Annotated in this window: 13 protein-coding genes; 11 read left to right on the forward strand and 2 right to left on the reverse strand. The window is 69.9% G+C overall.

All coding sequences use genetic code 11. The features are described 5' to 3' along the window. Positions 1-5 precede the first annotated feature (5 nt). The 5 genes from ileS (at position 6) to ACQPYZ_RS08565 (ending at position 5,860) form a co-directional block, all read left to right on the forward strand. Entirely contained in the window at positions 6-3,113 is a 3,108-nt protein-coding gene (gene ileS / locus ACQPYZ_RS08545) for an isoleucine--tRNA ligase (RefSeq protein ID WP_433166889.1), read from the forward strand. 10 nt (positions 3,114-3,123) lie between these two features. Continuing rightward, on the forward strand, positions 3,124-4,101 hold the full coding sequence (locus ACQPYZ_RS08550; protein WP_433166890.1) for an aldo/keto reductase: 978 nt from the start codon (positions 3,124-3,126) through the stop codon (positions 4,099-4,101). Positions 4,102-4,172: 71 nt separating this feature from the next. Beyond that, positions 4,173-4,628, forward strand: coding sequence for a Mov34/MPN/PAD-1 family protein (locus ACQPYZ_RS08555; RefSeq protein ID WP_433166891.1), 456 nt, complete (start codon positions 4,173-4,175; stop codon positions 4,626-4,628). A gap of 3 nt (positions 4,629-4,631) precedes the next feature. After that, positions 4,632-4,910 (forward strand): MoaD/ThiS family protein, encoded by a 279-nt coding sequence (locus ACQPYZ_RS08560; protein WP_404646003.1) that lies wholly within the window; start codon positions 4,632-4,634, stop codon positions 4,908-4,910. Positions 4,911-4,912: 2 nt separating this feature from the next. Next, on the forward strand, positions 4,913-5,860 hold the full coding sequence (locus tag ACQPYZ_RS08565) for a PLP-dependent cysteine synthase family protein (protein ID WP_433166892.1): 948 nt from the start codon (positions 4,913-4,915) through the stop codon (positions 5,858-5,860). Between the two features lie 166 nt (positions 5,861-6,026). On the opposite strand, the gene ACQPYZ_RS08570 is transcribed toward ACQPYZ_RS08565, so the two are convergent. Then, positions 6,027-6,383 (reverse strand): hypothetical protein, encoded by a 357-nt coding sequence (locus ACQPYZ_RS08570; protein ID WP_433166893.1) that lies wholly within the window; start codon positions 6,381-6,383, stop codon positions 6,027-6,029. A 203-nt stretch (positions 6,384-6,586) separates the two neighbouring features. Between ACQPYZ_RS08570 and murI the strand changes: the two genes are divergently transcribed. From murI to ACQPYZ_RS08585, 3 genes are all read left to right on the forward strand, one after another. Continuing rightward, on the forward strand, positions 6,587-7,390 hold the full coding sequence (gene murI / locus ACQPYZ_RS08575) for a glutamate racemase (protein WP_132317848.1): 804 nt from the start codon (positions 6,587-6,589) through the stop codon (positions 7,388-7,390). A 185-nt stretch (positions 7,391-7,575) separates the two neighbouring features. Beyond that, on the forward strand, positions 7,576-8,322 hold the full coding sequence (locus tag ACQPYZ_RS08580) for an MBL fold metallo-hydrolase (RefSeq protein ID WP_433166894.1): 747 nt from the start codon (positions 7,576-7,578) through the stop codon (positions 8,320-8,322). After that, complete coding sequence (locus ACQPYZ_RS08585) at positions 8,303-9,136, forward strand: alpha/beta fold hydrolase (protein WP_433166895.1); 834 nt, start codon at positions 8,303-8,305, stop codon at positions 9,134-9,136. The genes ACQPYZ_RS08580 and ACQPYZ_RS08585 overlap by 20 nt, the downstream gene beginning before the upstream one ends. Positions 9,137-9,138: 2 nt before the next feature. Here ACQPYZ_RS08585 and ACQPYZ_RS08590 read toward each other — a convergent pair whose 3' ends face one another. Beyond that, positions 9,139-10,269, reverse strand: a complete 1,131-nt coding sequence (locus ACQPYZ_RS08590) for a PEP/pyruvate-binding domain-containing protein (RefSeq protein WP_433166896.1) — start codon at positions 10,267-10,269, stop codon at positions 9,139-9,141. A gap of 58 nt (positions 10,270-10,327) precedes the next feature. Here ACQPYZ_RS08590 and ACQPYZ_RS08595 point away from each other — a divergent pair, with 58 nt between their 5' ends. The 3 genes from ACQPYZ_RS08595 to ACQPYZ_RS08605 all read left to right on the forward strand — a co-directional run bounded on the left by ACQPYZ_RS08595 (position 10,328) and on the right by ACQPYZ_RS08605 (position 11,671). Then, a complete protein-coding gene (locus ACQPYZ_RS08595; protein WP_433166897.1) occupies positions 10,328-10,705 on the forward strand; it encodes a hypothetical protein in 378 nt (125 codons plus the stop codon). Beyond that, positions 10,702-11,340, forward strand: a complete 639-nt coding sequence (locus ACQPYZ_RS08600; RefSeq protein WP_433166898.1) for a transcriptional regulator — start codon at positions 10,702-10,704, stop codon at positions 11,338-11,340. The genes ACQPYZ_RS08595 and ACQPYZ_RS08600 overlap by 4 nt, the downstream gene beginning before the upstream one ends. Positions 11,341-11,407: 67 nt before the next feature. Further along, entirely contained in the window at positions 11,408-11,671 is a 264-nt protein-coding gene (locus ACQPYZ_RS08605) for a hypothetical protein (RefSeq protein ID WP_433166899.1), read from the forward strand. The last annotated feature ends 102 nt before the right edge of the window (positions 11,672-11,773 follow it).

Raw genomic sequence — 11,773 nt, forward strand, 5'->3', positions numbered from 1 at the left:
GGCAGGTGAGCTATCCGAGGACCGGTGCCCGACTGACCGCCAGCGCGGAGTTTCCCGGGATCGAGCGTGGGGTGCTCGAGTACTGGGATGCGGATGGGACGTTTCAGGCGTCGGTGGAGCGGCGGGCGGCGGGGGAGGACGGGGCCAACGAGTTCGTCTTCTACGACGGGCCGCCGTTCGCCAACGGGTTGCCGCACTACGGGCACCTGCTGACCGGGTACGTGAAGGACGTCGTGCCGCGGTACCAGACGATGCGCGGGCGGCGGGTGGAGCGGCGGTTCGGGTGGGACACGCACGGGCTGCCGGCCGAGCTGGAGGCACAGCGGGTGCTCGGGCTCAAGACCAAGGCCGACATCCTCGAGCTCGGGATCGAGAAGTTCAACGAGGCCTGTCGCGCGTCGGTACTGAAGTACACCGGCGAGTGGCGCAGCTACGTCACCCGGCAGGCCCGCTGGGTCGACTTCGACCACGACTACAAGACGCTCAACCGCGACTACATGGAGTCGGTGATCTGGGCGTTCAAGACGCTCTACGACAAAGGCCTGGTGTACGAGGGGCTCCGCGTCCTGCCGTACTGCTGGAACGACGAGACCCCGCTGTCGAACCACGAACTGCGGATGGACGACGACGTCTACCAGCCCCGCCAGGACCCGTCGATCACGGTCGCGGTCGAGCTCGAGACCGGCGAACGCCTGCTCGCCTGGACGACCACCCCGTGGACCCTGCCGAGCAACCTCGCGATGGCGGTCGGCCCGGACGTCGACTACGTCGTCGTGAACGACGCCGAGGGCCGTCCGGTGATCCTGGCCGAGGCACGGCTGGCGGCGTACGCCGGTTCGCACGGTGACTTCGCCGGCCTCGGAGACGAGCCGATCCGCCGGCTGAAGGGTGCCGACCTCATCGGGTTGCACTACACCCCGCTGTTCGGCTTCCTGTCCGGCACGACGAACGCGTTCCAGGTGATCGCCGCCGAGCACGTGACCACCGACGAGGGTACGGGCGTCGTCCACCTGGCACCCGCGTACGGCGAGGAGGATCAGCTCGCCTGCGAGGCGGTCGGCATCCCGACCGTGCTGACCGTGGACGAGCGAGCCCGGTTCACCGGCGTGGTCCCGCCGTACCAGGGGATGCACGTCTTCGAGGCGAACCGGCCGATCATCCGGGACCTGCGGGCGGTCGGGTCGCTGGTGCGCGAGGACAGCTATGTGCACAGCTACCCGCACTGCTGGCGGTGCCGGAACCCGCTGATCTACAAGGCGGTGTCGAGCTGGTTCGTCGAGGTGACCCGGATCCGCGACCGGATGGTCGAGCTGAACGAGCAGATCACCTGGGTCCCCGAGCACGTCAAGCACGGCCAGTTCGGGAAGTGGCTGTCGAACGCTCGGGACTGGTCGATCAGCCGGAACCGGTTCTGGGGTTCGCCGATCCCGGTGTGGCGGTCGGACGACCCGGCGTACCCGCGGATCGACGTCTACGGCTCGATCGAGGAGCTCGAGCGCGACTTCGGCGTGGCGGTCCCCGACCTGCATCGCCCGTACGTCGACCGGCTGACCCGGCCGAATCCGGACGACCCGACCGGGACGTCGACGATGCGGCGGGTGCCCGACGTCCTGGACGTGTGGTTCGACTCCGGGTCGATGAGTTTCGCGCAGGTGCACTACCCGTTCGAGAACACCGCCTGGTTCGAGCACCACTTCCCGGGCGACTTCATCGTCGAGTACATCGGCCAGACGCGCGGCTGGTTCTACACCATGCACATCCTGGCGACCGCGCTGTTCGACCGGCCCGCGTTCTCGTCCTGCCTGAGTCACGGCATCGTGCTCGGCAGCGACGGCCAGAAGATGAGCAAGTCGCTGCGCAACTACCCGGACGTGTCCGAGGTGTTCGACCGCGACGGCGCGGACGCGATGCGCTGGTTCCTGATGTCGAGTCCGATCCTGCGCGGCGGGAACCTGGTCGTCACCGAGGAGGGCATCCGCGACGGCGTCCGGCAGACGCTGATCCCGCTGTGGAACGCCTGGTACTTCTTCGCGCTCTACGCGAACGCCGCCGGCGCGACGGGATCGTGGTCGACCGACTCGCCCGACCTGCTGGACCGGTACCTCCTGGCCCGGCTGCGGGTCTTCGTCGCCGACGTACAGGAGCTGCTCGACCGCTACGACATCGCCTCGGCCTGCGACGCGATCGACGGGTACGTCGAGATCCTCACGAACTGGTACATCCGCCGCTCCCGCGACCGCTTCTGGGCCGGCAACCAGGAAGCCGTCAACACCCTCTACACAGCCCTGGAGATCCTCTGCCGGACGGCCGCACCCCTGCTCCCTCTGATCACCGAGCACATCTGGCGTGGCTTGACCGGCGAGCGATCTGTTCATTTGTCCGATTGGCCGATTGTTGACAATCTGCCGGACGACCCCGACGTGGTCGCGCGGATGGAGCGGGCGCGCGAGGTGTGCTCGGTCGCGTCCTCGATCCGGAAGGCTGCCGGGATCCGGGCGCGGCAGCCTCTGCAGCGCTTGACGGTCGCGGTCGCCGATCCCGCCACTTTGCGGGACCTTGCCCCGGTGATCCGCGCCGAGGTGAATGTGCGGGACGTGCTCTTCACCGCGGTCGACGCGGTCGATACGGCGGTCTCGCAGCGGCTGATCGTCAACGCCCGAGCGGCCGGCCCCCGGCTCGGACGCGACGTGCAGCAGGTGATCAAGGCGTCGAAGAGCGGGGACTGGTCGGTGTCCCCGACCGGCGTGGTCGTTGCCGGGGGCATCGAGCTAACCGAGGGCGAGTACACTCTCACGACGAAGTTGGCCGACGAGGCCGCCGGGAGCGGGACGGCGAGCGGTCTGCTGCCAGGCGGCGGCTTCGTCGTCCTGGACACGACGATCACCCCGGAGCTCGAGGCGGAAGGGGTCGCCCGGGACGTGATCCGGGTGATCCAGCAGGCACGCCGGGACGCCGGACTCGAGGTCACCGACCGGATCCGGTTGTCGCTGACCGCCGAGCCCACGGTCGTCGCGGCCGTGGACGCGCACCGGCGGCTGATCATGGCGGAGACCCTCGCCGACGACATCGCGGTCGCGGAGGGCGCCGACCTGCGCGTCGAGATCCTTCCCTAGGGTTGGTCCCATGGAGACGCGGAGGCTTGGCCGGACCGGACGGGACGTGGGTGTGGTCGGGCTCGGCGCCTGGCAGCTGGGCGCGGACTGGGGCGCGGTCGACGAGAGCGACGCGCTCGCGGTCCTACGGGCCGCGGTCGAGGGCGGGGTCAGCTTCATCGACACCGCGGACGTGTACGGCGACGGGCGCAGCGAACGCCTGGTCGGACAGATCTCGAAGGAGTACGACGGTCTGACCGTGGCGACCAAGATGGGCCGCCGGGTCGAGCAGGTCCCGGAGAACTACACCCTCGACAACTTCCGCGCGTGGAACGACCGATCGCGGCAGAACCTCGGCGTCGACACGATCGACCTGGTCCAGCTGCACTGCCCGCCGACCTCGGTCTATTCGACCGACGCCGTCTTCGACGCCCTCGACACGCTCGTCGAGGAGCGGCGGGTGGCGTCGTACGGCGTGAGCGTCGAGACCTGCGCGGAGGCGCTGGCCGCGATCGCCCGGCCGAACGTCGCCTCGGTGCAGATCATCCTGAACGCCTTCCGGCTGAAGCCGCTCGACGAGGTGCTGCCCGCGGCCCGCGAGGCCGGGGTCGGCATCATCGCCCGGGTCCCGCTGGCGAGCGGCCTGCTGTCCGGCAAGTACGACGAGAGCACCGTCTTCGGCGCCGACGACCACCGCACGTACAACCGCCACGGCGAGGCGTTCGACGTCGGCGAGACCTTCTCCGGCGTCGACTTCTCCGTCGGTCTCGAAGCCGTCCGCCGGCTGATGCCGTGGCTGCCGGCCGGCGCCACGATGGCCCAGTTCGCGCTCCGCTGGATCATCGACCAGCCCGGTGTGACCGTGGTCATCCCCGGCGCCCGGAACCCGGCCCAGGTGGCCGGCAACATCGCCGCCGCCCACCTCGCCCCACTCGGCGCCGACCAGCTGGCCGCCGTCCAGCAGACGTACGACGACCTGATCCGGCCACAGCTCCACGACCGCTGGTAGCGCTCCGTCCACATGCTGGACCGACTGCCGGGTTGGCAGGACCGGTCCGGCGGCGCCCGTACCGTGGAGTCGTGCTGATCATCGAGAGCGCGACGTACGACGCGATCGTCGCGCACGCCCGCCGGGACCACCCGGACGAGGCGTGCGGCGTGGTCGCGGGGCCGGTGGGGTCCGACCGGGCCGTGCGGTTCGTGCCGATGCTGAACGCGGCGATGTCGCCGACGTTCTACGAGTTCGACTCCGGCGACCTGCTCCGGCTGTACAAGGAGATGGACGAGCGCGACGAGGAGCCGGTGGTGATCTACCACTCGCACACCGCGACCGAGGCGTACCCGTCGCGCACGGACATCAAGCTGGCGCAGGAGCCCGGCGCGCACTACGTGCTGGTGTCGACCCGGGACGGCGCGGACTCCCCGGCGTACGACGGTCCGGTCGAGTTCCGGTCGTACCGGATCATCGACGGCGAGGTCGTGGAAGAAGAAGTGCGCGTGGTGGGTTCTTATACGGAAACCGAAGGAGAGAACTGAGATATGGCGATCGAGCTGCGCGTCCCGACGATCCTGCGCACGTACACCGGTGGCGAGAAGGCCGTGAACGGCGACGGCGCCACGCTGGCCGAGTTCATCGACAACGTGAACGGCAGCCACCCGGGGCTGAAGGAGCGGATCGTCGAGGGTGAGCCGGAGGAGCTGCGCCGGTTCGTCAACGTGTACGTGAACGACGAGGACGTCCGGTTCACCGGCGGCCTGCAGACCGGGGTGAAGGACGGCGACGTGGTCGTCGTACTGCCCGCGGTGGCCGGCGGCTGAGCATGCGCTTCGACAGCCTGCTCGACTCGGTCGGGGGTACGCCGCTGGTCGGGCTCCCCACGCTGTCGCCCTCGGCCGACGTGCGGCTGTGGGCCAAGCTGGAGGACCACAATCCGACCGGCTCGATCAAGGACCGGGCGGCGCTGCGGATGCTGCTGGACGCGGAGAAGGACGGCCGGCTCCGGCCGGGCAACACCATCCTGGAGCCGACGTCCGGCAACACCGGTATCTCGCTGGCGATGGCGGCCAAGCTCCGTGGCTACCGGATGGTCTGCGTGATGCCGGAGAACACCTCCGAGGAGCGCCGGCAGATCCTGCGGATGTGGGGCGTCGAGATCATCTCCTCCCCGGCCGCGGGCGGCTCGAACGAGGCCGTCCGGGTGGCCAAGCAGGTCGCCGACGAGCACCCCGACTGGGTGATGCTGTACCAGTACGGCAACCCGTCGAACGCGGCCGCGCACTACGACGGCACCGCCCGCGAGATCCTCGCCGACCTGCCGTCGGTGACGCACTTCGTCGCCGGTCTCGGCACCACCGGCACGCTGATGGGCGCCGGCCGGTTCTTCCGCGAGCACAAGCCCGAGGTGCGGATCGTCGCCGCCGAGCCGCGGTACGGCGAGCTCGTCTACGGCCTGCGCAACCTCGACGAGGGCTTCGTCCCCGAGTTGTACGACGAGACGCTGATCGACGCCCGGTTCTCGGTCGGGCCGCGGGACGCCGTCCGGCGGGTCCGCGAACTGCTCGACAACGAGGGCATCTTCGCCGGCATCTCGACCGGCGCGATCCTGCACGCCGCACTCGGCCAGGCGGCCAAGTGCGTCCGCGAGGGCGAGTCCGCGGACATCGCGTTCGTGGTCGCCGACGGCGGCTGGAAGTACCTGTCCACCGGCGCCTACGAAGGCACCATCGACGAGGCGGAGGACCGCCTCGAGGGTCAGCTCTGGGCCTGAGCGTTCATTCGTCGCGTTTTGACCGCCCGGCGCAGGCGATGGCGGCCAGTTGACCGGGGATCGCGGTCAAAACGCGACGAATGAACGGCGCGGGGCGGCGGGGGCCGGGGCCGGGGTGGGTGCCGGTTGTTGCTGGGGGCACCTGGGGTGGTTACGTCATGTCCGCCTACGGTTGTTTGAAGAGGATCCTGCGGCCGATCCGGGGGTGGACGCCGCGGCCCTTGCAGCTGCTGCAGGGACGCTGGGCGTAGCTGAACAGCGCGCCGCGGTGACGTCCGACGCCCTTGCAGCGATGGCACTTGGCGTTCGGGTGCAGCGACAGCGAGACGACGTAGAAAGCGAACGCCGCCATGGCCAGCACGAGCAGCATCCCGGTCGGCCCGAGGGTCGCCGCGATGTCCGCCATCGTGCTGTTGGTGTCCGCAGCCTGACCGGCGGCCTGCCCTGCGGCCGTGGCGTTCTCCGGTTGCGGATTCGGTGCGGCGGTGGTGCTCAGCACCGCAATGTGGTGCGCCAGATTCATGGCTTCACGAGGGGCGGTCGAACAAACATCGCTCCAGAGTGGCGCGCATCACGCGAAAAGGCAATTCCGCCGAGTAAAGATGTGGATAAGTCCGGCGTGTCGGTTGTGGATCTTAGGTAAGCCTGCGTTGAGTACTGCCCGATCGCGGGTCTGTCCACAGGGGCCCGCGGCCCCGGATCGGCCGCCCGGTTAAGCTTTCCGGCGTGGCAGACGCACCGGTGGGGATCTTCGACTCAGGCTTCGGGGGACTCACGGTCGCCCGCGCGGTGCTCGACCAGTTGCCGCACGAGCCGATCCTGTACCTGGGCGACACCGCCCGCCAGCCGTACGGCCCGAAGCCGATCGCCGAGGTCCGCGAGTACGCGCTGGAGTGTCTCGACCACCTGGTCGAGGCCGGCGTGAAGATGCTCGTGATCGCCTGCAACTCGGCCAGTGCGGCGATGCTCCGGGACGCCCGCGAACGGTACGACGTACCGGTCGTGGAAGTGATCCTGCCGGCCGCCCGCCGCGCGGTCGCCGCGACCCGCAACCAGCGGGTCGGCGTCATCTGCACGCGCGCGACCGCGGCCTCGCTGGCGTACGAGGACGGGTTCGCCGCCGCGCCGCAGGTGGAGCTGTTCACCCGGGCCTGCCCGAGGTTCGTCGACTTCGTCGAGTCCGGCGTGACGTCCGGGCCCGAGCTGCTCGAGGCCGCGCACGAGTACCTCGATCCCCTCGTCGAGGCCGGTGTCGACACCCTCATCCTCGGCTGCACGCACTACCCGTTGCTGACCGGCGTCATCTCGTACGTGATGGGCGACAACGTCACCCTGGTCAGCAGCGCCGAGGAGTGCGCCAAGGACGTGTACGGCGTACTGACCAAGACCGGCCTGCTCCGGCCGGACCACCTGCCCGAGCCGCGGCACCGGTTCGTCACCACCGGCAGCCCGGCCGAGTTCGCCGCGATCGGCTCCCGGTTCCTCGGCCCGGTGCTGTCCGGCGTCGACCAGTTCGCCTGGATCCGGTAGGCCTCCTGCGGTGCCCCTGGCGGTTGACCTCGGCTCGGGTGTGACCGGTCTCGCACCGGATGTTGTCCACGGCACCGGAACCGCCGCCGACGTGCGCGAAATCACTGCCAGACAACCGGATCGGCGGTTCGGCGACGCCACCGGCGTCCCTGCGAACGTCGGAACCCGCCGGTAATGTTCAAGCTATGAAGCTCACCGTGATCGGCTGCTCCGGGTCCGTCCCCGGGCCGGACTCGGCCGCCTCGAGCTATCTGGTCACCGCCGAAGGGTTCAACCTGATCCTCGACCTCGGCAGTGGCGCACTCGGCTCGCTCCAGCGGCACCTCGCCGTTCCGGAGATCGGTGCGATCGGCCTGTCCCACCTGCATCCTGACCACTGCATGGACCTGTGCGGCCTGTACGTCTCGGCCAAGTACGCGCCGGGCTCACCGATCCCGCGGATCCCGGTGTACGGGCCGCCCGGGACGGCGTACCGGATGGCGCTGGCGTACGACCTGCCGCTGGATCCCGGGATGGAGGAGGAGCTGGAATTCCACTCCTGGCAGACCGTTCAGCAGATCGGGCCGTTCACCGTCCGGACCGCGGAGATGGTGCACCCGGTCCCGGCGTACGCGATCAGGGTTGAGCACGGCAACAAGTCGCTCGTCTACACCGGCGACACCGGCCCGAACGACGCGCTCGTCGAGCTCGCTCGCGGCGCCGACCTGCTGCTGTCCGAGGCGGCCCTGCCGGACAACGACCCGAAGAACCCGACCGACCTGCACCTGACGCCCGCCGACGCCGGCGAACAGGCCAAGAAGGCCGCGGTCAAACGGCTCGTCATCACCCACGTCCCGCCCTGGTACGACCGCGAGACCCAGGCCGAGAACGCCCGCAAGACGTACCCCGGCCCCATCGAGATCGCCACCCCGCATGCCGTTTTCGACCTCTGACGGCGTTCGGTTGTGGACCGCAACCACGGGTACGGCGACGTCCGCCGTACCGGTCGTCATCCTGCACGGCGGTCCGGGGCTGTGGGACGACTACGCCGTCCTCGCGGAGATGATCGACGACCTGACCGTCGTCCACCGGTTCGACCAGCGCGGATGCGGCCGGTCGGGGCCGTCGGACGTGCAGTCGATGCAGCGGCTGGCACAGGACGTCGACGAGCTCCGGGCGTACTGGGGGCATGAGGGGATCGTCGTACTCGGGCACTCGTTCGGCGCGACGCTCGCGTTGTTCTACGCGGCCGCCTATCCGGACCACGTTGAGCGTGTCGTCTACCTGGACGGCGTCGGGATGGGTGACTGGCGTACGGCGTACAACGAGGAGCACCTGCGGCGGACGACGCCGGAGCAACGGGAACGCCTGGCCGCGCTGGAGGTGGCCGATCGCACCGCCGCCGAGGAGATCGAGTTCCGGGTGCTGTCGTGGTTCACCGACCATGCCGACCGGTCGATGGCGATGACCTGGGCGCGGCAGAGCGCGTCGGTCGACCTGCCGATCAACTTCGCCGCGAACCGGGCGCTCGGCACCGAGATCAGGTCGTGGTCGCCGGACTACCTACCTGGCCTGGCGGCTGCGCTGCCGATGCCGGTGACGTTTATCCACGGCGCCGGGGACCCGCGGCCGGCGTTCGCCGTTCAGGAGTTGGCCACGCGTACGCCGAATCACACGTTTCATCTGATCCCGGACGCCGGGCACTCGCCGTGGCTCGAGCAGCCGGACGCTGTGCGGGCGCTGCTGCGGGACGTCGTCTCGTCCTGACCTCAGGTCCGGACAATGCCGGCGGTGCCTTCGACGGTGACCAGGCTGCCGTCGTCGAGGCGGGTCATGGCGCCCGGTACGCCGACGACCGCGGGGATGCCGCGTTCGCGGGCGACGATCGCCGCGTGGGAGAGTACGCCGCCGGTCTCGGTGATCACGCCCGCGGCGACGTGAAGCAACGGCGTCCAGGCCGGCTCGGTGAACCGGCACACGATGATGTCACCAGGCCGCACACGACCGAAGTCACCCTGCCCTCGCACGATCCGGGCCGTCCCAGTCGCCGTACCCCGACTGGCCGGGGTGCCGCGGAGTGCCGAGTGGTCGGCTGTGCCTGCGGGCGAGGGCGGCGCGGCGGTGACCGGGCGGGCTTGGAGAAGCCAGATGTGGTCGCCGGTGATCGCCCATTCGATGTCCTGAGGTCCGCCACCGAGGGTGGCGCCGACCTGTCCGCCGAGTTGGGCGAGCCGCAGGGCGGCCGCGTCGGTGATCGCGGGCTCGGTGCGGTGGCTGTCGGGTACGTCGTGGGCGACGACCCGGGACCCGGTGCGGTCGAGGCGGGTCTGCTTGTCGGCGATGGTCTTCTGGATCATGCGGTCCGCGGTGATGCGGTAGGAGTCGGGCACGACCTTGCCCTCCACGACGCTCGGCCCGAGCCCCCAGGCGGCCTCGATCATGGTCGTCTCGCCGGCTGTGAACATGACGCCGGACGCGTCCGCATCCACGTGCCGTTGAACGATCACAGCCATCTGCACCTCGTCTGCGCCACCCCGGTAGGCCTGAGCCCGCGGCGACCCGACCGACGCCCAGCAGGCGCGGACGGCGTCCAGAACGGCCGCGATGCCTTGGACTCCGAGGAAGCTGTCGTGCTGGCCCGCCGCGGACGCTGTGGCCGTGTCCTCGTTCGCCGCCGAGGACCGCACGGCGACCGGTGGGTTGCCGAGAGCGTCGAGCTCGCGGCGCACTGCCTCGACCAGGTCGGCCGGCAACAGAGCGGCTGCTCCGGCCTCGGCGTACGCCGCGAACGGTACGACGAAGCCGTCCGGCACCGGCAGCCCGGCCCGGATCAGCGTCCCGAGGGCCGCGGCCTTGCCGCCGCAGGTCGCCGCGGTCGCATCCGCAAGCCGCACCAGCATTCAGCTCTCCTATCAACGAAACGTTGACAACATTATGTTGATAATCCAGGCTGAGCGGATGCGAAGCAAGCCGGACGCCGACCACGAGCAGGCCGATCGCGAGCGGGCGGCCCGCCGACGCCTTCTCGATCGGGGTGCGGACGCGCTCGAGGCGCGGCCCTGGCGACCGGCGCCGGTGCCGTTGTCCGCGGTGGACTGCGCGCAGTTCGCGCTGTGGCGGGCCGCCGAATTGACCAGTGAGGACCTGCTGGCGGCGCTCACCCTGCTTCCGGCGGCGCGCGCCGAGGTCGAAGGGCTCGAAGCCGGCCTGCTGTTCACGGCCAGGTCCGCCGGACTGACCTGGGCCCAGATCGCGACTGCGATGGGCTTCAGTTCGCCACAGGCCTGCCAGCAGCGCTTCAACCGGCTCACCACCCGGCAGGAGTTGAACTCATGACGGCGTTGCTCGTCCTGCACGGCGTACGGCTCAAGGGATTCGCGGACACCCACGTCATCGCCGACCGCTTCCACCTGAAGGTCGAGGAGGCCGAGCAGACCCTGCGTGACGCCGAGGCCCGCGGCTGGGTGCAGCACTCGGCGTTCGTCGGCACCGAAGGCTGGTCACTCACCGACCAGGGCCGCGCCGAGAACGAGCGTCTGCTGGCAGTCGAGCTAGCAGACGCCGGGGGAGCGGGTGCCGTCCGGACTGTCTACCGGGACTTTCTGCCCTTGAACGCGCTGGTGCAGCAGGCCTGCACCGACTGGCAGCTCCGACCGACCGCGACCGATCCGCTGGCCCCCAACGACCACTCCGACCCGGCCTGGGACGACGGCGTACTGCACGAGCTCTCCGTCGTCGAGCGCGCGCTCACCCCGCTCACGGACCGCCTCACCGCTGTCCTGCCACGCTTCCGCGGGTACGACGCCCGCTTCTCAAGAGCTCTCGCCCGCGCCCGCGCCGGCGACACCACCTGGATCGACCGCAGCGACGTCGACTCCTGCCACCGCGCCTGGTTCGAGCTCCACGAAGACCTCCTGGCCACCCTCAACCTCGACCGCGGCCAGGAACTGGTTGCCGAGGGCCTTGAGTAGCTCGGCCTTGTGATCGCCGCGGACCCCGGCCGATACTCGAAGCAGGGGCGGAGAGCGGAGGGGAACGATGGCTGTTCAAGAGCTGGAAGAGCTGAAGAGCCGGGTCCAGGGGATGCGGGAGCAGCTGGACACGATCACCGACGAGGAGTGGCTGGCCTACGTCAAGGTGCGCGACATCTTGGCGCTCGACCCGGGGTTCGGGGGTGAGGCAGGGCTCGACAACGCGGTGCGGTGCGCGATGCTCGGCATCTTCGAGACCTCCACGAACTCGGGCAGCCTCGGGGAGTACGACGCCGGCGTCGTCGGGCGGTTCGCACACCTCGGCGAATGACCTCGCCCGTCGTCCTGGTTGGGCGAGCGGAGCTGACCGCGGCGCTTGCGGAGGGCAAGCAGGTGGTGCGAAAGCCGTTACCGCGGCAGCGTGCGGAGCTTC

The organism is Kribbella sp. CA-247076, from assembly GCF_050942445.1.
Taxonomy (GTDB): domain Bacteria; phylum Actinomycetota; class Actinomycetes; order Propionibacteriales; family Kribbellaceae; genus Kribbella.